Origin of the sequence: Actinosynnema sp. CA-299493 (assembly GCF_050946825.1) — a bacterium.
Lineage (GTDB): Bacteria > Actinomycetota > Actinomycetes > Mycobacteriales > Pseudonocardiaceae > Actinosynnema.
Genome location: NZ_CP191993.1, coordinates 4925139 through 4945991, shown reverse-complemented (window position 1 = coordinate 4945991; position 20853 = coordinate 4925139). Strand labels below are relative to the sequence as shown.

Sequence of the window (20853 nt, the reverse complement as noted above, 5' to 3'; positions counted from 1 at the left end):
CCGATTCAATCCAAAGGTGAGGGTCATGGGACGAGTGTCTCGCCGCGGCGATCTTCACGTTCATCCGGACCTGGAGCGCCGGTGACGCCGCGGGTCGTGCTCGCCGGCGCGGCCGGCTACGGGCGGCTGCACCTGCGGGAGATCGCCGCGCTGGAAGCCGAGGGTCGGGTGCGGCTGACCGGCGTGTGCGAGGTGAACCCGCTCGACGGCGAGGCGCGGCGGCTCGTCGGCGACCGGCCGGTGGACGCCGACCTGTCGGAGCTGCTGCGCGACGCGGACATCGGCATCGTGTCCACGCCCATGCACACGCACGTGCCGTTGGCGCGCCAGGTGCTGGACGCGGGCGCGCACCTCCTGCTGGAGAAACCGCCCACGCCGACCTTGGCCGACTGGCACGACCTGGTCGACCGGTCCGCGGGCAGGCTGGTCCAGGTCGGCTTCCAGAGCCTCGGCTCGCACGCGGTGCGCAGGCTGGCGCTGCTGATGCGGTCCGGCGCGCTGGGGGAGGTCCGGGGTATCGGCGTGCGCGGCACGTGGTCGCGTGACGACACCTACTACACCCGTGCGCCGTGGGCCGGCCGCCGCACGCTCGACGGCGTGCCGGTGGTGGACGGCGCGCTGACCAACCCGTTCGCGCACGGCGTCGCGACCGCGTTGGCGCTGGACGGCAGCACGGGCGTGGACGACGTGCACGACATCGAGCTGGAGCTGCTGCGCTCCCGCGACATCGAGGCCGACGACACCTCGTGCCTGCGGCTGCGCACCCGCAACGGCACCACCGTCGTGGTCGCGGTGACGCTGTGCGCCGAGGTGGTCCGGGAACCGGTGCTCGTCGTGCACGGCAGCCGCAAGCGCGCCGAGCTGCACTACACCGAGCACCGGCTGGTGATCGACGGCATCGAGGAGCGGCACCGGCACGACTCGCCGCTGCGCAACCTGCTGGACCACCTGGAGGACCCGGCCGTGCCGCTGCAGGCGCCCCTGGCCGCGACCGGGGCGTTCACGCGGGTGCTGGAGGCCGTCCGCACCGCGCCGGACCCCGAGCCGATCGACCCCGCGTGGTTGCGCCGCAACGGCAAGCGGGTGGACGTCGACGGCGTGGACCACGTGGTGGCCAAGGCCGCCGAGCAGCTGCGCACGTTCGCCGAGCTCGAAGTGCCGTGGTCGCCGCTGGGTCGCGTGGCCCGGTACGGCTGGGACGGCGTGCGGCTGCCGCTGGTCGTGCCGCGGCCGGCGCTGCACCCGGTGCGCACGCTCGGCGGGGTGGTCGTCACCGGCGAGCACCCGGACGACCACCCGTGGCACCGGGGCATCGGCCTCGCGCTGCCCGACGTCAACGGGGTCAACCTGTGGGGCGGGCGCAACTACGTGCCCGGCCGGGGGTACGTGCCGGGCGAGCTCGGCCGGGTCGAGGAGACCGGGCCCGGCGAGCTGGCTTGGTGCGACTCGGCGGGCGCGGTCCTGCTGAGGGAACGCCGTCGTGTGCGCCGCCGCGTGGTCGCCGACGGCTGGGAGCTGGAGTGGACCAGCGTGCTCACCGCGGCGGACGACGTGGTGCTGCACAGCCCGGGCAGCAAGGGCCGGGAGGGCGCGGGCTACGGCGGCTGGTTCTGGCGGCTGCCCGACCTCGACCCGCTGTCCGTGCGGGTCTACGGTCCCGACGGCGTGGGCGAGGCGGAGGTCAACGGCCGGGCCGCGCCGTGGCTGGCGGTCGTGGTCGGTGATCCCGTTCGCCCGTGGACGGCCGTGGTGTCCGGTCCGACCGACCCGTGGTTCGTGCGGGTCGGCCAGTACCAGGGCATCGGCTCGGCGCTCGCCTGGGACGAGCCGGTGGTGATAGAGGCGGGGCAGGAGCGGGAGATCGTCGTGCGGGTGGCGTTCTACGACGGTGTGCGTCACCCGTGAGCAGTCCACCCGGTGAGCGGTTCAGACCTGGGCGAACAGCCCGGACCATCGATCTCGGAGGTCGACGTGCGACGTGTCTGCTTCCTGCTCCGGGTGCGCCCGGAGCGGCTGGAGGAGTACCGGGAGCGGCACCGCGAGGTGTGGCCGGAGATGCGGGAGGCGTTGCGGGAGACCGGGTGGGGCAACTACAGCCTCTTCCTGGCCGACGACGGGCTGCTCGTCGGCTACCTGGAGACCCCGGACTGGGACGCCGCCCAGCGGGGCATGCGCGACCGCGAGGTGAACGACCGGTGGCAGGCGGAGATGGCCGAGTTCTTCACCGCGCTGGACGGCAGGCAGCCCGACGAGGCCATGAGGCCGCTGACCGAGGTCTTCCACCTCGATTGAGTGGGAACTGGTTGAACCTTTTCAGAATGTCTCTGAGCAGGTGAGCCAGCCAGGTGGATCGCCTGGGTCGGGCCGGTTATGAATCGTTTCATGGTTGACGGCGTGCCGGTGGTGGTGCTGTCATGTGCCGGGCGAGGGCGTTACCCGGATCACTTCTGGGAGCGCTCCCAGAATCAGCGACGAAGGAGCAATGGTGCTCATCAACTCGTTCAGGGTGCGAGCGATCGCCGCCGCCACTGCGATCAGCGCACTGACCGGAGGACTGCTGGTCGCCGGTGTGGCCTCGGCGGCCCCGGGCTGCGGGGTCGACTACGCGGTGCAGAACAAGTGGCAGGGCGGCTTCTCCGCGAACGTCACGATCAAGAACCTGGGCGACCCGGTCGACGGGTGGACGTTGGCCTGGTCGTTCCCCGGCTCGGAGCGCTTCGGCCAGGGGTGGAACGCGACGTTCGCGGCCTCCGGCGCGAGCGTGACGGCCTCGAACGTGGATTACAACCGGCAGATCGGTACCGGCGGCACGGCGTCGTTCGGCTTCAACGGCACGATGACCGGGGACGTGGTCGGCGTGCCGACGACGTTCACGCTCAACGGCACCACGTGCACGGGCGGTGTCGACCCCACGTCGACCACCACGACGTCGACCACCACAAGCACCACGACCACCACGACGACTACTACAACGACCACGACCGATCCCGGGTCGGAGCCGGGTGATCCGACGGGTCGCAAGCAGGTGGAGCGGTTGGACCGCGGTGTGGTCAGCGTGCGTTCGGGGTCGGGCAACCTGGTGAGTTGGCGTCTGCTGGCCGGTGATCCGCAGAATGTGGCGTTCAACGTGTACCGGGGTGGCACGAAGGTCAATGCCTCGCCGGTCACGGCTTCGACGAACTACCTGGACGGTGGTGCGGCGGCGGACGCCTCCTACACCGTGCGGGCCGTGGTGAACGGGACCGAGCAGGCATCGTCTCCGGCGTCGCTGGCGTTCGGGTCCGGTTACCGGGACGTGCCGATCCAGTCGCCCGGCTCCGGCTACGTCGCGAACGACACGAGCGTGGGCGATCTGGACGGCGACGGCGATTACGAGTTCGTCCTCAAGTGGGACCCGGACAACGCGAAGGACAACTCGCAGTCGGGTGTGACCGGGAACGTCTTCATCGACGCCTACCGGCTCGACGGCACCCGGTTGTGGCGTATCGATCTGGGTCGCAACATCCGGGCGGGTGCGCACTACACCCAGTTCCAGGTCTACGACTACGACGGCGACGGCAGGGCCGAGGTCGCGATGAAGACCGCCGACGGCACCCGTGACGGTCGTGGCACGGTGATCGGCAACGCCTCCGCCGACCACCGCAACTCCGGCGGCTACGTCCTGACCGGGCCGGAGTTCCTGACCATGTTCAACGGCCAGACCGGCGCGGCGATGTCGACGGTGAACTACGACCCGCCGCGCGGCACCGTCTCCTCCTGGGGCGACAGCTACGGCAACCGCGTCGACCGGTTCCTCGCGGGCACCGCCTACCTCGACGGGGCCCGGCCCAGCCTGATCATGGCGCGCGGCTACTACACGCGCGCGGTGATCGCGGCCTGGGACTTCCGCAACGGCACGCTCACCAAGCGCTGGACGTTCGACTCCAACGCCTCCGGCAACGGCACCTACGCCGGCCAGGGCAACCACTCGCTCACCGTCGGCGACGTCGACCAGGACGGCCGGGACGAGATCGTCTACGGCGCGGCCACCATCGACGACGACGGTCGCGGTCTGTGGACCACCGGTCTCGGCCATGGTGACGCCGCCCACCTGGGCGATTTCGATCCGTCCCGGCCGGGCCTGGAGTACTTCAAGGTGTCCGAGGACAGCTCCAAGCCGGGGTCGTGGTTCGCGGACGCCCGCACCGGCGCCCGGCGGTGGACCACCGCGAGCGGTGGCGACAACGGGCGCGGTGTGGCGGGCGACATCTACGCGGGCAGCGCCGGCGCGGAGTCCTGGTCGGCCCAGGACGGCAGCCTGCGCAACCCGGCCGGTCAGAACGTCGGCCGCAAGCCGTCGTCGATGAACTTCCTGCTCTGGTGGGACGGCGACCCGAGCCGCGAACTGCTCGACGGCACCCACGTCGACAAGTACGGCACGAGCGGCGACACGCGGCTGCTCACCGGGGCCGATGTGGCGTCCAACAACGGGACCAAGTCCACGCCCGCGCTGAGTGCCGACCTGTTCGGCGACTGGCGCGAGGAGGTCGTCTGGCGCACCAGCGACAACCGGGCACTGCGCATCTACTCCACCCCCAGCCAGACCGACCGGCGCATCCCCACGCTGATGCACGACACCCAGTACCGGGTCGCCATCGCCTGGCAGAACACCGCCTACAACCAGCCACCGCACCCGAGCTTCCACATCGGCGGCGGTATGGCCACCCCGCCGTGGCCGGACGTGCACTACGCCGGCTGACGACCAGCCGCTGATCACGCTCCGCTGCCGTGGCCTACCTCACCCGGGGTAGGCCATCGGCGTTTCGGGGGTGTGAATCGTCCGTTCAGCGGGTACTAGTCCGGGGATCGAGGGAGGTCACACCATGGGCAAGCACAGACTGGGCCAGGCCGAAGGCCGTCAGTGGGGCGGTCCCGACCTGGTCAACGGCGCGGAGGACGCGCTGGGCCGGTCGGATGGCGAGCAGTCCGAGCAGCCCGCGGCGGAGCGCGTGGAAGACGACTAGACCTCGATCCCCGGGTCCTCGGCGACCGAGTGGAGCGGTGTGAGGGTCGGCCGGCCTCCGGCCAGCAGCGCCGCGTCGGTGCCGGGTGCCAGTTCGTCCTCGACCAGGACGGCGACGAGGCTGATGGTGCCGTCGTCGCTGTCCTTGATCCTGGTGCGCACCGCGCCGAACTCCGCGAGCCCGGCCCGTTCGGGCTCGCCCACCTCGGGGCGGTTGGGCACGTTCAAGTTGAGCACGGAGCCCGCGGGCAGGGCCGCGACCCGGTCGAACAGCTTCGAAGCGACCGCGACCGCGGTGTCCCAGTGGTGCGTCACGTCCGCGTCGAGCCCCACGTCGAGGGACACCGCCAAGGCACGTGCACCGTTGATTCCCGCGGTCAGGGCCGCGCCGACGGTGCCGGAGTGCAGGACGGCGCGGCCGACGTTCGCACCGCGGTTCACGCCGGAGAGCACGATGTCCGGCGGGTCGCCGAACGCGCCCTGGGACGCGACCAGGGCGATGAAGCCGGGGTGCGCGGAGACGGCGTAGGCGGGCACGTCCGGCAGGCCGGGCAGCTCACGCCGCTCGATCTGGACGCGCTGGTCGTCCCCGGTGGCGGTCAGGCCCGCGCTCGTGCCGCTGGCCTCGCGCGCGGGCGCGGCGACCACGGTCGTCCAGCCGTGCGCCACCGCGCCGCGCGCCAGGGCGGCCAGCCCCGGGGAGTCGATGCCGTCGTCGTTGGTGATGAGCACCCTCATGAGTCCTCCCACGGCCGCAGCCGCACCCGCTCGACCAGCTCGCGCACCACGTCACCGCTGCCGGTGCCGAGCCCGTGCCTGGTCACGTTGACCGTGCCCGCCGCCGCGCCCAACTTCAGCGAGTCCTCCAGGGACTTGCCCAGGGCGAGCCCGGCGGCCAGTCCGGCGGTCATCGAGTCGCCGCCGCCGCGCGTGTCGACCGGGCTCAGCTCGGGCACCTCCACCAGGTAGAACGAGCCGTCGAGCCACGCCAGGGTCTCCTCGGCGGCCCGGGAGACGATGACCGCGCTCGCGCCGCACTCGGCGACCTTCCGGGCGCCCTGGGCCAGGTCGGGCAGCGAGTCGGACCCGGCGAGCCCGTCGGACACCAACTCCTCGTGGCTGACCTTCACCACCGCCGGTCCGCCCGCGAGCGCGGCGGCCAGCCGGTCGCCGGACAGGTCCACGACCACGCGGCAGCCGTTGCCGCCGAGGTCCTTGGCGAGCCGTTCGTAGACGGAGTCGGGGACCGGGGTGTCCTCCGCCGCGGGTCCGCTGAGCACGGCGACGCCCGCGTCCAGCGCCTCCACCAGCGTCATCTCGTACAGGTCGTCCAGCTCGTGGCGGGACAGCGCGTCGGCGGGCATCCGCACCACCTGGTCGCGCCCGCCGTCACGCCGGTCGTGCACGTACCCGCCGTTGCGGGCGGCGACGTCGCGAGCCTTCAGCTCGACCCCGATCAGGTGCCGCAGCACCTGCCCGGTCTCACCGCCCAACGCCGAGCACAGCACCACCTCGGCACCCAGGGACTCGATCATGCGCGACATCCACACCCCTTGCCCTCCGGCGTGGATGTGGATGTCGGGCGTGCCGTCCAGCTCTTCCACCGTGACGGTCAACTCAGGGGACGGCGCGAACACCGCAACTCGATCGGGCATAACGGACATCTACCCGATTCCGTCGTGATCGAACCACGGTCGGCGCCGGTGCGTGCCCACGCCGTCAGCCGGAGCTTCACACCGGCGGCAGCCGCGGCTCGGCGAGCCAGGCGCGGAAGTACGCGGTCAGCGGTTCGGGGGCGTGGCGTTGGGCGAGGGCCACGAAGTCGCTCGTCGTCGCGGTGCCGTGCCGGTGGGTCGTGGTCCACTCGCGCAGGGCGCGGAAGAACGCCGCGTCGCCCAGGCGGGTCCGCACGCCGTGCACGGTCAGCGCGCCCCGCTGGTAGACCCGGTCGTCGAACAGGTCCGCCACGCCGGGGTCGCCGATCCGGAGGTCCTGCGGCAGCCGGGCGAGGCGGGCGTGGGCGCGTGCCGCGTGCGCCTGGGCGGTGGGGCCGCCCGACCGCTCGGACCACAGCCACTCCGCGTAGCAGGCGAAGCCCTCGTTCAGCCAGATGTCGCGCCAGTCGGCCAGGCCCACGCTGTTGCCGAACCACTGGTGCGCCAACTCGTGCGCGACCAGCCGCTCGTGCCCGCGCCGCCCGTCCACGTGGTTGGCCCCGAACACCGACATGCCCTGCGCCTCGACCGGCACCTCCAGCTCGTCGTCGGTCACCACGACCTGGTAGGTCCGGAACGGGTAGGGGCCGAACAGCTCCTCGAACACGGTCATCATCCGCGGCTGGCGGGCGAAGTCGTGCTTCGCGGCGCGCAGCAGCCGTGCGGGCGCGGCCACGTCCTGGCCCTCGGCCAGCGGCAGCCGCTCGTAGAGGCCGATCTGCACCGACGCCAGGTAGGTCGCCATCGGCTCGGCCTGCTCGTAGACCCACGTCGTGCTGCTGCCACCCGTCCGGCGGTCGACCGGAACCCCGTTCGCCAGCACCGCGTACGGCGACGGCGCGGTCACGGAGAGCAGGTACGTCGCCTTGTCCCGCACCAGGTCGTTGCAGGGGAACCAGGACGGCGCGCCGATGGGCTGGCTCGCCACCAGAGCGCCGTCGGTGAGCTGGTCCCAGCCGAGCTCGCCCCAGTGCCGGGAGCGGACCGGGCGGACCACGCCCGAGTACCGCACCTCGACGGTGAACGGTCCGTCCACCGGGCGTGCCGGCCGGACGCGCAGCTTGCCGCCGCCGTGCACGTGCCGGGCCGGTCGGCCGTCCACCAGCACCCGGTTCACGGTCAGCGTGCCGAAGTCCAGCACCACCCGCGCGCACGGGCCGGCCGCCACGGCGGACAGCGTCGCCCGCCCGGCCAGCCGCCCGGTGTGCGGCTTGTAGTCCAGTTCCAGGTCGTAGTGCGCGACCCGGTAGTCGCCGTCGCCGTGGTCCGGCAGGTACTGGCCGGTCATCGCCAGGCGGAGATCGGGTTGCCCAGCCAGCGCGTGCTCTCGGGCACGTGCTCGCCGCGCATCACCAACGACGCCGGGCCGACCGTCGCGTGCGCGCCGACCGTGGCGCCCGGCAGCACGATCCCGTGCGGGCCGAGGGTCGCCCCGTCCGCCAGCTCCACCCGGTCCATGCGGAGGATCCGGTCGTGGAACAGGTGGGTCTGCACCACGCACCCCCGGTTCACCGTCGCGCCGTCGCCCAGCCGGACCAGGTCGGACTCCGGGAACCAGTACGACTCGACCCACGTGCCGCGCCCGATCCGCGCGCCCAGCGACCGCAGCCAGACCGCCATCACCGGCGACCCGCCGGCCCGACCGACCAGCCACGGCACCGCCAGGACCTCGACGAACGTGTCGGCCAGCTCGTTGCGCCACACGAACCCGCTCCACAGCGGGTGCTCCCGCGCCCGGAACCGGCCCACCAGCAGCCACTTCGCCGCCGCCGACACCGCGCACGCCAGCACGCCCGCCGCCAGCAGCACCGGCCCGGCGAGCAGCGGTCCCAGCTCGCGGATCGCGAACAGCACGCCGACGACCAGCGCCACGTGGCACATCACCGGCACGATCCGGCACAGCTCGACCACCGCGCGCGCCACCACCAGCCGTCGAGGCGGGTCGAACGTGCGGCTCTGGTCGCCCTGCTCCGCCGCGCGCGGCAGCCTCATCGGCGGCATGCCCAGGTACGAGCTGCCCGCCTTGGCGTGCTTCGGCGTCGAGGACAGCACGCCCACGAGGCCGCGGTTCGGCACCGAACGGCCCGGCGCGGTCATGCCCGAGTTGCCCAGGAACGCGCGCTTGCCGACCCGCGCGGCGGCGATGCGCAACCAGCCGCCGCCCAGCTCGTAGGTGGCGACCATGGTGTCGTCGGCCAGGAACGCGCCGTCGCCGATGGTGGTCATCTTCGGCAGAGCGAGCACGGTCGACGCCTCGACCCGGCGACCGACCCTCATCCCGAGCGCGCGCAGCCACACCGGCGTGAGCAGGCTCGCGTACAGCGGGAACAGCACGACCCGGGCGGTGTTCATCAGCCGTTCCGTGGTCCACGCCTGCCAGGCGATCCGGCTGTGCACCGGGTACGTGCCCGCCCGCAGCCCGACGCCGAGCAGCCGCACGGACACGAGCACCAGCAGCGCGTAGGAGCCCAGCCACGCCACCGTCGCCAACGGCACCGCGAGCAGCGCCGAACCGAGCGTCAACGGCTCGCGGACGACCAGCAGCACCGGGAGCACCGCCGCCGCCACCGGCAGCAGGCCCAGCGCCGACGTCGTCACCGCGTAGACCAGCTTCCACCACGCCGACCGGGGCGGACGCGGTCCCGGTCGGGCCGCCTTGCCGTGGCGCTGCGCCGGGACGCCTGCCCAGCGCTGCCCCGTCGGCACCGAGCCGAGCACGCCCGAACCGGGCGCGACCTCCGCCCGCTTGCCGACCCGGGCGCCGGGGAACAGGGTGCTGCGGGCGCCGACCACCGCGCCCGCGCCGACCCGGAGGCGGCCGACGTGCAGCCGGTCGCCGTCCACCCAGTGCCCGGACAGGTCCACCTCGGGCTCGATCGCGCAGCCCTTGCCGAGCTTGAGCAGGCCGGTCACCGGCGGCGCGGAGTGCAGGTCCACGTCCGGCCCGACCCGCACGCCCAGCGCGCGGGCGTAGTGCGTGAGCCAGGACCCGGCCAGGTTGGTCGCGCCGCTGAACTCGGCGAGCCGTTCGGCGGTCCACACCCGCAGGTGCACGCCGCCGCCGCGCGGGTAGGTGCCGGGACGCAGGCCGCGCAGCAGCAGCCGCGCGCCACCCGCCGCGATCACTACCTTGCCGGGCGGGCTGACGAACGCCAGCCACCCGGCGGCGATCCACCACCACGACACGGGTGTGGTGAAGCCGACGACGTTGCCGACCGCGGCCAGCCCCACCGACCACCGCAGGCCCACCAGGCTCATCAACGGCACCAGCAGCAGCGACTGGAGCACACCGGTCCACCGCGGCGTCGGCGCGACCTCGCGCGTGACGCCCTGGTGGCCGCTCAGCTCGTCCAGCCGCGCGGCCAGCGCGCGCAGCGTGGGGTGCTGGTAGACGTCGTTGACCGAACCGCTGGGGTAGCGGGTCCGGATCGTGGAGACCAGCTGGGCCGCGGCGAGGCTGCCGCCGCCGTTGGCGAAGAAGTCCGCGTCGGGGCCGGCGACCCGGGCGCCCAGGAGCTCCGACCACTGCTCGGCCAGCCACCGCTCGGTGCCGGTGAGGTTCCCGACCGGCGCCGCGACGTCCAGCTCCGGCAGCGGCCACGGCAGCGCGGCCCGGTCCACCTTGCCGGACGTGCGGGTGGGCAGGGTGCCGACGGCGGCCAGCAGGGGCACGAGCGCCGCGGGCAACGCGGTCCGCAACCGGGCCAGCGCGTCGGCCTGGTCGAAGTCCTCGTCCGCGACCACGTACCCGACCAGCACCTGGTTGCCCGCCTTGGTGGTGCGCACGGCCGCGGCGGCGCCCGCGACCGACGGCAGCGCCTGGAGCGCCGCGTCCACCTCGCCGAGCTCGATCCGCCGGCCGCCCAGCTTGACCTGCTCGTCCGCCCGGCCGAGGAACAGCAGGCCCGCGGGCTCCGCGCGGACGAGGTCGCCGCTGCGGTAGGCGCGGTCCCAGCCCAACGCCGGCAGCGGCGCGAACTTCTCGGCGTCCTTGGCCGGGTCGAGGTAGCGGGCCAGGCCCACGCCGCCGATGACCAGCTCACCGGAGCCACCCATCGGCACGGGCGTGCCGGTCGCGTCCACCACGGCCAGTTCCCAGCCGTCCAGGGGCAGCCCGATCCGCACCGGACCGTCACCGGTCAGCCGTGCCGCGCAGGCCACGACGGTCGCCTCGGTCGGGCCGTAGGTGTTCCACACCTCGCGGCCGTCGACGGCGAGCCGTTCGGCCAGCTCCGGCGGGCACGCCTCGCCGCCGAAGATGAGCAGGCGGACGTCGTCCAGGGCGTCCACCGGCCACAGCGCGGCCAGCGTCGGCACCGTGGACACGACCGTGACCTCGCGCTCGACCAGCCACGGTCCCAGGTCGAAACCCGTGCGGACCAGGGCGCGCGGGGCGGGGACCAGGCACGCGCCGTGGCGCCAGGCGAGCCACATCTCCTCGCACGAGGCGTCGAAGGCGACGGACAGGCCCGCGAGCACGCGGTCGTCCGGGCCGATCGGGTCGTCCGGGAGGAACAGTCGGGCCTCGGCGTCCACGAACGCGGCGGCGGCCCGGTGCGAGACCGCGACACCCTTCGGCTTGCCCGTGGAGCCGGACGTGAAGATGATCCACGCGTCGTCGTCCGGCGAGGGAGCGCCGACGAGGCCCATCGGCGTGCCGCGCAGCTCCAGCTCCCCGGTGATGACCGCGCACACGGCGGCTTCGGCGAACACGAGTTCGGCGCGCTCGTCCGGGTCGTCGGCGTCGACGGGCACGTACGCCGCGCCGGCTGTGAGGACCGCCAGCACCGCCACGTACAGGTCCGCGGTCCCGGACGGGACCCTGATGCCGACCCGGTCGCCGGTCCCGATGCCGGCCGCCGCCAGCTCCCGGCTCCGCGCGTCGACCTCGTCCAGGAGCTCCCGGTAGGTCAGCGACGTCGTGCCGTCGTCCAACGCGGGGGAGTGGGGGTGCCGGCGCGCGGTGTCGGCCAGGATCGCGACGAGGGTGCGCTCGGGGGCGGCGGTGCCGGCGCGGAACAGCGCCGGCGTGTCGGTCAGCGTGGGGAATGCGGTGTCGGGGGCGATGGTCACCGACGGGCACCGATGGGGCGAAGTCGCACTGTGAAGTCCTCCAAGAAAACGCCGACCTGCGACTTTACCGGGGATTCACGCGTGCGTCGCGCCGTCGTGACCACGAGTGGGTGGTGTCACACCGAGTAACGGCACCAGGTCGGGCCTGTCAGTCCACAGTAGACTGAGCTGTGCTCCTCGTCCACGAACGACTGGCGGGTGGGCACAGCGGCTCCGCCCAACGTGCCCGAGCAGACCGCCGCCGCGTTCCGGAGCCGGGAGGAGAGGAGCCGCTCGGGGGTGCGGCCCCTCCCCGTCGTCCCCCCCCCCGGGATGCCGGGCGGCGGCCAACCCGCCTGACCCGCCCGGCGTTCGGTCGTCGGGGTGCCGAACACCTCTCAGCTTCGCGCACACGTGCGGAAGTCCGCATCGGCAAACCTCCGTACGTGCCTCCGTATCCGCGATTGCGTGATCATGTCCACCGATCTCCGTACGCTGTCACCGGTAATACGGAGAGCGGTGGATGCGCGGCGGGTGGCGCTCACACGAAAGTGGACGCCGCAGAACCTGATCGCACCACGAGGAGAAGACGTGCAGCTGACCGCGGAGTTCGCCCCGGACCGACAGGCCCTCGTCGGCGGCCCGCTGCGCGGATGGCAACACCACGCCCACGAGGACGAGCTGGCCCGCCGCGGCCCCGTGCACCTCGCCGAGCTGCCCAACGGGCTGGAAGTCCTGGTCACCACCATGGGCCTGGAGGCGACCCGGGCGCTGCTGGGCGACGACCGGCTGGCCAAGGACGCCGCCGGGCTGCGCGCCGCGATGCAGGACCAGTTGGCGCGCAAGGGCAGGCCGACCGACCTGTCGCGGATCATCGGCCCGTCGATGCTCAACACCGACCCGCCGCACCACCGCAGGCTGCGCGCGCTGGTGTCGCAGGCGTTCACGCCGCGCCGCGTCACCGCCCTGCAGCCGGTGGTGGAGAAGACCGCGCGGGACCTGGTCGCTGCCCTGCCGAACGACGCCGACCTGATCGAGGGCCTGGCGTTCCCGCTGCCGCTCGCGGTGATCTGCGACCTGCTCGGCGTGCCCGTCGAGGACCGCGACCAGCTGCACCACTGGACCGCGGCGATGATGACCGAACGGCCCGAGCTCGTGGTGCCCGCCTCCGACGCCATGTTCGGCTACCTGGCCGGCCTGATCGAGTACAAGCGGGACCAGCCGGACGACGCGCTGCTCAGCGGCCTCGTGCAGGCGCAGGTCGACGGCGAGCGGCTGACGCCCGAGGAACTGCTGACCACGGCGATCCTGCTGGTCGTCGCGGGGCACGAGACGACCACCGGTCTCATCGGCAACGCCGCTGTCGCGCTGCTCGCCACGCCGGGCGCGTGGGACGCGGTGGACGAGGACACCGTCGCCGCCGCGGTCGAGGAGGCGGCCCGCTGGGACCCGCCGGTCCGCGTCACGCCGCACTACCGCGCCAAGGTGAACATCGAGCTGCCCGGCGGCGTGATCCCGGAGGGCGCGGTGGTGATGATCGGCCTCGGCACGGCCGGTCGCGACCCGCTGGTGCACGGCCCGACCGCGGACCGGTTCGACCCGACGCGGGCGCAGGTCGGCGGCAACGCGGCGTTGGGGCACGCGGCGTTCGGGCACGGCGTGCACTACTGCCTGGGCCACCTCCTGGCGCGGATCGAGGCACGGGCCGCGCTGGTGGCACTGCGGACGCGGGCGCCCCGGGCCCGGCTGGTGGTGGACCCGTCCGAGCTGGAGCGCGGCGACAAGGTCGTGCCCAACACGTTCGCCTCGGTGCCCGCGCTGCTGGAGCCGTGACCCCTCAGTCCACCAGGCCCCGGCGGTAGGCGTAGACCACGGCCTGCACGCGGTCGCGCAGGTCGAGCTTGGTGAGGATGCGCGACACGTACGTCTTGACGGTCTCGTGGCTGATCACCAGCGCGGCGGCGATCTCGCCGTTGGACCGGCCGTCGGCGATCAGCCGGAGCACCTCCAGCTCACGCGGCGCCAGCGGCACGTCGCCGCGGGCGCCCTCGGCGGGCCGGATCCGGGTGGCGTACCGGCCGACGAGCTGCCGGGTCACCTCGGGGTCCAGCAGCGCCGCGCCGGCGGCGACGGTGCGGATCCCGTGCAGCAGCTGGGCGGGCGGCGCGTCCTTCAGCAGGAACCCGCCCGCTCCCGCGCGCAGCGCCTCGTACACGTACTCGTCCAGGTTGAACGTCGTCACCACGAGCACCTTGACCGGATCCGCCACACCCGCGCCGGCCAGCAGGCGGGTGGCCTCGATGCCGTCGAGGACCGGCATCCGCACGTCCATCACCACCACGTCCGGGCGCAACCGGCCGGCGAGGTCGACCGCGGCCCGCCCGTCACCGCACTCGCCGACCACCTCGAGGTCGGGCTGGGCGTCGATGATCGTCGCGAAGCCGGTGCGGATGAGCGCCTGGTCGTCGCAGACCAGGATCCGGAGCGGCGCCGTCACGACGTCCGGCCGGCGGGGATGCGGGCCCGCACGACGAAGCCGCCGCCGGGTCGACCGCCCGCGTCGAACTCGCCGCCGAGCACGCCGACCCGCTCGCGGAGGCCGATCAGCCCGCGCCCGCTCCCGCCCGGTGACGTGGTGCGCGGACCCTCGGTGGTCACCTCCACGGCGATCTCCCCCTCGTGGTGCCGGACGTGGACCGCGGTGCGGCTGCCGCGGGCGTGCTTGAGCGCGTTCGTCAGCGCCTCCTGCACGACCCGGTAGGCCGTGACCTCGGCGCTGCCGGTCGTCTCGGGCGCAGCGCCCTCCCGGCTGAACTCGACCGGCTGACCGGCCCGCCGGGTCCGCTCGACGAGGGCGTCGAGCTCACCGACGGGGCCCGTGCCCGGGTCGACGCCGTGATCCGGGTTGAGCAGGTCGAGCAGGTGCCGCAGGTCGCCGATGGCCCTTCGGCCGGTGTCGGTCACGGCGGTCAGGGCCTGGTCGAGGCGTTCGGGGGCGGCGGTCAGGTAGCGCGCGGCCTCCGCCTGGACGACCATGGCCGTGACGTGGTGGGTCACCACGTCGTGCAGCTCGCGCGCGATGCGCGTGCGCTCGGCGACCCGGGTGGTCTCGGCGACGTGGCGGCGGCGTTCGGCCTCGGTCGCCCGGAACATCCGCAGCCACGACCCGGCGCCCCACACGATGGCCAGCGTGAGGTAGAACGTCGCGTACCCGAGCACGCCCTCGCCCGGCGCGAGCCGTTCGACCGCGACCGCCAGCGGCACGTACGCCGCGGACAGCAGGACCGCGGTGGTCCTCCGGTGACGTTCCAGGTGCGCGCCCGCGCTCAGCAGCGCGATGGGCAGCGCGGTGCCGGCGACGGTGTGGTAGCCGCGGAGCTGGTCGACGGCGAAGCCGACCGACACCAGGACGAGGCACACCGCGGGCCACCGCCGGCGCACCGCGATCGGCAGGGATTCGAGCGCGATCACCACGACGGTCAGCGCGTCGAAGGGGCGGTGGGGCAGGGCGCCGAGCTGCGTCCCGTAGTCGGTCAGCCCCGGCAGGAACGCCGTGGCGGCGATCAGCAGGGCGAACGGGAGGTCCCGCACCACGACGTCGCAGCGCCGCCACAGGTCCTGAGCCCCGCGGACGCCGATCACCCGGCGAGCGTAGCGGTCGCGAGGGCGCGGTCCGCGCGACGGCGGCGCGGCACGAGGTGGCCGCGGCGGTGGGCCAGCCACAGGAACACGACCGTCAGCGCCGCGCCGGCCGCCACCGCGTACCCGCTCGCCTCGGGACCGAAGGTGCCGCCGGTGAGCAGGGTCGGACCCGAGAGCGTCGAGTCCAGCAGGCCTTCCGTCGTGCCGCTGCCCGAGACCTCCGCGGCGAAGATGCCGCCGAGGGCGAAGTTCCAGCCGAAGTGCAGCCCGATCGGCAGCCACAGGGTGCGGGTGGCGGCGTAGGCGGCGGCGAGCATGAAGCCGGCCTCGATCGCGATGGCGGTCGCGCCCCAGAGCGTCGCGTTCGGGTTGGGGATGTGCGCCAGGCCGAACACCACGCCGGTCAGCACCAACGCGATCCACGTGCCGACGCGCTCCTCCACGACCCGGAACAGGACGCCCCGGAACAGCAGCTCCTCGGTCACGGCGGCGGCGGCCATGAAGCCGAACAACCCCACCATGCCCGTCACCGAGCCGAGGCCGGCGATCGAGTAGCCGCCGAGCCCGGCGATGGTGGCGATGACGGACCCGCACATCACGACACCGATCAGCAGCCCCCGACCGGTCGCGGCGGCGGCTCCGTCCCGGCCCACCTCCGAGGGCGCGCGGTGCTCGGTCCGCCGCACCACCCACGCGTAGACGAGCACGGCGAGCACCGCCGTCGCGACCCCGAGCACCAGCGTGAGCCAGGGGTTGCCCTGCCCGGCGGCGACGGCCTGGTTGCCGACGAGGGCGACCGCGGCGACGGCCAAGAATTGCGGTACCACGCGCATGACGACTCCTCCGTCCGGTGCGCGACCGTTCGGCCGCGCACCGGACGGACGCTACGGATGTGGCGTCGTCGAATCGTCACCGCGCAGTGGACATCCGCTTGTAGCTCGCGCGGGGGACAAGGCGGTCCGCCCGCGCGCACTGCTGTGACCCGGATCATGGTGGAGGTTGACCCGAGGTCGGGGTGCAGGCTCGCCGCAGCGGCACGACGCCGTTCACCACCACGACGCGAAGGAGCGACCACCATGCCCGGCACCCGGTCCGGTCAGGACACGAGCACCCTGCACGACGCCGCCGACGAGACCACTTCGGACGGCCCGGCCGTGACCACTTCGGACGGTCCGACCACCACCGGGCAGGATCGCCCGGAGTTGCGCAAGGCGATGGAGGAGATCGTCGAGTCCGGGTTCGTCGGGGTGTCGGTGCGCGTGCGCGACGAGCGCGGCGAGTGGGTCGGCAGCGCCGGGGCGGCCGAGCTGGGCGGCGCCGCGAAGCCCTCGACCGAAGGGCACGTCCGGATCGGCAGCACCACGAAGACCTTCACCGCGGTCGTGGTGCTGGAGCTGGTGGCCGAGGGCAGGGTCGGGCTGGACCGCCCGGCGGCTGACTACCTGCCCGGCTTCGGGCTGGACGAGCGGATCACGGTGCGGATGTTGTTGCGGCACACCAGCGGGCTGTTCAACTTCAGCGGCGAGGTCTACGACGACGGGACGATCGTGCCGGGGATCGCCATCCCGTACGGCACCACCGGCGGGGAGTGGCTGGACAACCGGTTCCGGACCTACCACCCGCACGAGCTGGTGGAGTCGGCGTTGGCCAAGCCTGCGCGGTTCGAGCCGGGCGCGGGCTGGAGCTACTCCAACACCAACTACGTGCTGGCCCGGCTGCTGGTCGAGAACGTCACCGGCCGTTCGATCGCGGAGGAGACGCACCGGCTGATCGTGGGTCCGCTCGGGCTGTCGGGCACCGTGCTGCCGGGCGCCTCGCCGGAGCTCCCCGAGCCGCACGCCCACGCCTACTACCGGTACGAGGACGCCGGCGAGTCGAAGACGGTCGACGTCACGCGCCAGAACCCGTCCTGGATCTCCGCCGGCGGCGACATGATCTCGACCACCCGGGACCTCCGGAAGTTCCTCTCCGCGCTGCTGGGCGGCGATCTCCTGCCCGCCCCGCTGCTGGCCGAGATGTGCGAGCCGCACCCGACCGGCATCCCCGACATGGACTACGGCCTGGGCGTGTTCGTGCTGGACACGGCCCACGGCACCGTCATCTCCCACAACGGCGCCGCCGCCGGCCACGCGGCGCTGATGTACGGCACACCCGACGGCAGCAGGACCCTGACCGCCGCGCTGAACTGCGTGGACGACGACCGGCTGTCCATCGCGACCGCGTTCCGGACCGCCCAGCGGCGGCTCGTCGACGAGGTGTTCGGCCGCGAGCAGAGCGACCCGGGCCGTCAGGCAGGCTGAGCGGATGACGAGCAGGGTCACGATCGGGCAGGCGGCGGCCTTCGTCGGCGTCACGGTGAAGACGGTGCGGCACTACCACAAGCTCGGCCTGGTCGAGGAGCCGGCGCGGGACGGCTCCGGCTACCGGCGGTACGGGTCGGCCGAGCTGCTGCGGCTGGTGCAGGTCCGGACGCTGGCCGCCGCCGGGGTGCCGCTGGCCGGGATCGGACCCCTGCTCGACGCCGACGCCGCGGTGTTCGCCGCCGCGCTCGTCGCCGTCGAGCGGCAGCTCACCGAGCGGATCGAGGAGTTGACCGCGCGGCGCGACACCGTGCACCGGCTCGCCGACGGCGACCGCGCGCTGCTGCCCGACCGGGCGGTGGCGCTGCTGGAGCGGATGGGCGGCCTCGGGTTCCCCGAGGCGGAGGTGGCGGCCACCAGGGAGGGCTGGGTGCTGGCCAGGGCCCTGGTGCCGGAGGGCTTCGACGACTACCTCACCGATTTCGAGCAGGCCCTCGACGACACCCGGCTGGTCGACCTGACCAGGCGTGCGGCCGACGCCGCGACCTGGGCGCCCGACGACCCCCGCATCGCCGACCTCGCCACCGCCGTGGCCGACCACTACCTCGCCGACCCCGCGTTGCTGAAGACCGTGACCGGCCTGCGCGCCCGCACCGACGCCGCGACCCGGTACGCGCTGATCGCCCACCACGGCGAGGAGCCGACACCGGCCGCGGCACGGCTGACCGCGCTGTTCGAGGCGAAGCTCCGCGCGGCCGGCGTCCAGATCCCCCGACCGGGCTAGTCGGCCATGCTCGCCAGCAGTGAGATCAGCTGGTGGCGGCTGCTGATCTCGAGCTTGCGGTAGATCCGGGTCAGGTGCGTGTGCACGGTCGCGGGGGAGATCACCAGCCTGGTGGCCACCTCCGGGTTGGACAGGCCGTCGCCGACCAGCTTGGCCACGTTCCACTCGGCCGGGGTCAGGCCGCCCGGACGGCGGTCGGGCTCCGGCGTCGGCACCTCGTCGAGCACGACGGCCAGCGCCTGCTCCACCGACTCCGCCGGCCCCGCGTACGCCCGCGCGTACTCGTCGTCGCCGAGCACCGCCTTGGCCCGTGCCACGGCCTGCGCGGTGACCCACGCGAACGGCACCAGGCCGTCCACCCGGACTCCGGTCACCCGGTGCAACCCGTGCGCCAGCCCCAGCATCCGGGCGGCGGCGGAACCGTCGCCGGCCCGCGAGTGCGCCCACCCCAACGCCTCGATCGACCACAGCGGACCCCACTTGTCGCGGATCTCCCGCTGCACCCGCAGGCCTTCCATCAGCACGTCCAGCGCGCCCACCGGGTCGCCCCACCGCGTCTGCACCACACCGCGGCACCAGTGCGCCCAGCTGATGCCCCACAGCGCGCCGAGCCGCTCGCACTCGGCGTGGAACTCCTCGGCCGCGTTCTCGGCCTGCTCGCGGGAACCGAGCAGCACCAGCGACACGGTCAGCATGATGTGCGCGAGGTGGTGGTCCACCGCGAACGCGGGCCCGAGCGCGCCGAACTCCTCGTGCGCCTGCCGCAACAACTCGACACCGTCGACCGCGCCCAGCGCCAGCACGGCGTACGCGCCGCGCACGAACGTCACCGCCGGCACCGGCCCGCCCACCTCGCGGGCCATGGCGTCGGCCTCGTCCACCCGCCGCGCGACGAGCTCCCGCTCCACGCCGAGGCACAGCGCGATCCACGCGTCGAGGGCGATGGCGCTGGCCCGCAACGGGTCCGCGGTCGGCGGCGTGGCGGCGAGCGCGCGTCCCAGCCACAGCCGTTCTTCGGGTAATCGACCGGCGTAGGTGTACCAGCGGGTGCGGGCCAGGTCGACGCTCATCAGCAGGCCGGCGTGCGCGGTGCCGGGGTCGCGGATCAGGTCGTTGAGCACCACGCGGTGGTTGGCCATGTCCGCGTCGACCGCCGCCAGCAGCGCGGCCTCGTTGTGCCCGGCGAACGACTCGGCCAGCCGGGCGGCCTCGCGCCGGAAGTAGTCCTGGTGCCGCTGCCGCACGTCGTCGACCTCGCCGGCGGAGCGCAGCCGGGCCGCGCCGTGCTGCCGCAACGGCTCCAGCAGGTGGTAGCGGCTGCGGTCGGCGGACGGCAGCGCGATCGACTTGTCCAGCAGCCCGGCCAGCGCGTCGGCGACCTGGTCGACGGGCAGCCCGTCGCCCGCGCACACGGCCTCCGCGGCGGTCAGGCTGAACCCTCCCTCGAACACCGACAACCGCGCCCACAGCAGGCGTTCGGCGGACGTGCAGTGCGCGTGGCTCCAGTCGATGAGCGCGGCCATGGTCTGGTGGTGCTCGACCGCGGTCGTGTCGTTGGCGGTGAGCACGCGCATCACGTCGTCGAGCCGGTCGGCCAGCAACGACACCGGCATGGAGCGCATCCGCACCACGGCCTGCTCGATGGCCAGCGGGATGCCCGACACGCGGCGCAGCACGCGCACCACGTCCGGCCAGTTCTCCGGCGTCACCTGCCAGCCCGGCACGCTCGCCTCGGCCCGGTCCACCAGCAACGCCACGGACTCGTGGTCGAGGTCCATCGGCGCGTCCTCGGCGGGCACGTCCAGCGGCGGCACCATCACCAGCACCTCGCCGGGCACCCGCAGCCGGGCCCGGCTGGTGGCGAGCACCCGCACGCCGGGCGCGGCGCCGAGCACCGCGCGCACCAGCCGCGCGACCGGCTCGACCAGGTGCTCGCAGTTGTCCAGCACGAGCAGCACCTGCCGCGGCCGCAGGTAGTCGACCAACGTCTCCAACGGCGTCGTGGTCGCCTGGTCCGGCACGCCGACGGCGCTCAGCACCACCTGCGCCAACAACTCCGGGTCGCCGCCGCGCGCGGACGCCAGCTCGATCACCCGGACGCCGTCGTCGTACGCGCGCTGCACCTGCGCCGCGAGTTCCAGCGCCAGCCGGGTCTTGCCGCCGCCGCCCACGCCCGTGAGCGTGATGAGCGGTGCGAGCCCCATCCGCCGGCGCAGCTCGGCCAGCAGATCCTTGCGGCCGACGAACGAACTCAGCGCCCGCGGCACCACACCGACTCCCGCTGCCCGCTCGGTCATCCGGACACCGTACGACATCGGCGTGTGCGCGTCCCGTGAGCTCGACGAAGCGACGTACGGG

General features: G+C 73.6%; 15 protein-coding genes. 7 read left to right on the top strand and 8 right to left on the bottom strand.

Annotated elements, in window-relative coordinates; genetic code table 11:
• Window positions 1–81 precede the first annotated feature (81 nt).
• The 4 genes from ACQPYE_RS20500 (at window position 82) to ACQPYE_RS20485 (ending at window position 5003) form a co-directional block, all read left to right on the top strand.
• A complete protein-coding gene (locus tag ACQPYE_RS20500) occupies window positions 82–1905 on the top strand; it encodes a DUF6807 family protein (RefSeq protein WP_498713475.1) in 1824 nt (607 codons plus the stop codon).
• Window positions 1906–1971: 66 nt separating this feature from the next.
• The gene (locus ACQPYE_RS20495) at window positions 1972–2292 is read left to right on the top strand and encodes an L-rhamnose mutarotase (RefSeq protein WP_053722290.1); all 321 of its coding nucleotides are present in this window, start codon (window positions 1972–1974) and stop codon (window positions 2290–2292) included.
• A gap of 190 nt (window positions 2293–2482) precedes the next feature.
• Window positions 2483–4738 (top strand): rhamnogalacturonan lyase family protein, encoded by a 2256-nt coding sequence (locus ACQPYE_RS20490; protein ID WP_498713473.1) that lies wholly within the window; start codon window positions 2483–2485, stop codon window positions 4736–4738.
• A 124-nt stretch (window positions 4739–4862) separates the two neighbouring features.
• Window positions 4863–5003, top strand: a complete 141-nt coding sequence (locus ACQPYE_RS20485; protein ID WP_498713471.1) for a hypothetical protein — start codon at window positions 4863–4865, stop codon at window positions 5001–5003.
• Here ACQPYE_RS20485 and surE read toward each other — a convergent pair.
• The 4 genes from surE to ACQPYE_RS20465 form a co-directional block, all read right to left on the bottom strand.
• On the bottom strand, window positions 5000–5740 hold the full coding sequence (surE, locus tag ACQPYE_RS20480; RefSeq protein WP_498713468.1) for a 5'/3'-nucleotidase SurE: 741 nt from the start codon (window positions 5738–5740) through the stop codon (window positions 5000–5002). The genes ACQPYE_RS20485 and surE overlap by 4 nt on opposite strands.
• Window positions 5737–6657 carry a PfkB family carbohydrate kinase gene (locus ACQPYE_RS20475; protein ID WP_498713466.1) on the bottom strand — a complete coding sequence of 307 codons (921 nt, stop codon included), beginning with the start codon at window positions 6655–6657 and terminating at the stop codon, window positions 5737–5739. Before ACQPYE_RS20475 ends, surE begins: the two co-directional genes overlap by 4 nt.
• A gap of 76 nt (window positions 6658–6733) precedes the next feature.
• On the bottom strand, window positions 6734–8005 hold the full coding sequence (locus ACQPYE_RS20470; protein ID WP_498713464.1) for a M1 family metallopeptidase: 1272 nt from the start codon (window positions 8003–8005) through the stop codon (window positions 6734–6736).
• Complete coding sequence (locus ACQPYE_RS20465) at window positions 8002–11790, bottom strand: Pls/PosA family non-ribosomal peptide synthetase (protein ID WP_498713462.1); 3789 nt, start codon at window positions 11788–11790, stop codon at window positions 8002–8004. The genes ACQPYE_RS20470 and ACQPYE_RS20465 overlap by 4 nt, the downstream gene beginning before the upstream one ends.
• A 513-nt stretch (window positions 11791–12303) precedes the next feature.
• Here ACQPYE_RS20465 and ACQPYE_RS20460 point away from each other — a divergent pair.
• Window positions 12304–13602, top strand: a complete 1299-nt coding sequence (locus ACQPYE_RS20460) for a cytochrome P450 (RefSeq protein WP_498713460.1) — start codon at window positions 12304–12306, stop codon at window positions 13600–13602.
• Between the two features lie 4 nt (window positions 13603–13606).
• On the opposite strand, the gene ACQPYE_RS20455 is transcribed toward ACQPYE_RS20460, so the two are convergent.
• Genes ACQPYE_RS20455 through ACQPYE_RS20445 form a run of 3 tightly spaced genes read right to left on the bottom strand, consistent with a single transcriptional unit; the run spans window position 13607 to window position 16244 of the window.
• Window positions 13607–14266, bottom strand: a complete 660-nt coding sequence (locus tag ACQPYE_RS20455) for a response regulator (RefSeq protein ID WP_498713458.1) — start codon at window positions 14264–14266, stop codon at window positions 13607–13609.
• Window positions 14263–15411, bottom strand: a complete 1149-nt coding sequence (locus ACQPYE_RS20450) for a sensor histidine kinase (protein ID WP_498713456.1) — start codon at window positions 15409–15411, stop codon at window positions 14263–14265. The genes ACQPYE_RS20455 and ACQPYE_RS20450 overlap by 4 nt, the downstream gene beginning before the upstream one ends.
• On the bottom strand, window positions 15408–16244 hold the full coding sequence (locus tag ACQPYE_RS20445; protein ID WP_498713453.1) for a CPBP family intramembrane glutamic endopeptidase: 837 nt from the start codon (window positions 16242–16244) through the stop codon (window positions 15408–15410). Before ACQPYE_RS20445 ends, ACQPYE_RS20450 begins: the two co-directional genes overlap by 4 nt.
• 243 nt (window positions 16245–16487) lie before the next feature.
• Between ACQPYE_RS20445 and ACQPYE_RS20440 the strand changes: the two genes are divergently transcribed.
• Both ACQPYE_RS20440 and ACQPYE_RS20435 read left to right on the top strand, forming a co-directional pair.
• The gene (locus ACQPYE_RS20440; RefSeq protein ID WP_498713451.1) at window positions 16488–17711 is read left to right on the top strand and encodes a serine hydrolase domain-containing protein; all 1224 of its coding nucleotides are present in this window, start codon (window positions 16488–16490) and stop codon (window positions 17709–17711) included.
• A 4-nt stretch (window positions 17712–17715) separates the two neighbouring features.
• Window positions 17716–18495, top strand: a complete 780-nt coding sequence (locus tag ACQPYE_RS20435; protein ID WP_498713449.1) for a MerR family transcriptional regulator — start codon at window positions 17716–17718, stop codon at window positions 18493–18495.
• Here the strand turns inward: ACQPYE_RS20435 and ACQPYE_RS20430 are convergent.
• Window positions 18492–20792 (bottom strand): helix-turn-helix transcriptional regulator, encoded by a 2301-nt coding sequence (locus ACQPYE_RS20430; protein ID WP_498713447.1) that lies wholly within the window; start codon window positions 20790–20792, stop codon window positions 18492–18494. The genes ACQPYE_RS20435 and ACQPYE_RS20430 overlap by 4 nt on opposite strands.
• Window positions 20793–20853 lie beyond the last annotated feature (61 nt).

What these genes read in the sequence shown, in the direction of transcription:
- ACQPYE_RS20490 (WP_498713473.1), top strand. Translation starts at nt 2,483, where the DNA reads ATGGTGCTCATCAACTCGTTCAGGGTGCGAGCGATCGCCGCCGCCACT.
- ACQPYE_RS20485 (WP_498713471.1), top strand. Translation starts at nt 4,863, where the DNA reads ATGGGCAAGCACAGACTGGGCCAGGCCGAAGGCCGTCAGTGGGGCGGT.
- surE (WP_498713468.1), bottom strand. Translation starts at nt 5,740, where the DNA reads ATGAGGGTGCTCATCACCAACGACGACGGCATCGACTCCCCGGGGCTG.
- ACQPYE_RS20475 (WP_498713466.1), bottom strand. Translation starts at nt 6,657, where the DNA reads ATGCCCGATCGAGTTGCGGTGTTCGCGCCGTCCCCTGAGTTGACCGTC.
- ACQPYE_RS20470 (WP_498713464.1), bottom strand. Translation starts at nt 8,005, where the DNA reads ATGACCGGCCAGTACCTGCCGGACCACGGCGACGGCGACTACCGGGTC.
- ACQPYE_RS20445 (WP_498713453.1), bottom strand. Translation starts at nt 16,244, where the DNA reads ATGCGCGTGGTACCGCAATTCTTGGCCGTCGCCGCGGTCGCCCTCGTC.
- ACQPYE_RS20440 (WP_498713451.1), top strand. Translation starts at nt 16,488, where the DNA reads ATGCCCGGCACCCGGTCCGGTCAGGACACGAGCACCCTGCACGACGCC.
- ACQPYE_RS20435 (WP_498713449.1), top strand. Translation starts at nt 17,716, where the DNA reads ATGACGAGCAGGGTCACGATCGGGCAGGCGGCGGCCTTCGTCGGCGTC.
- ACQPYE_RS20430 (WP_498713447.1), bottom strand. Translation starts at nt 20,792, where the DNA reads ATGACCGAGCGGGCAGCGGGAGTCGGTGTGGTGCCGCGGGCGCTGAGT.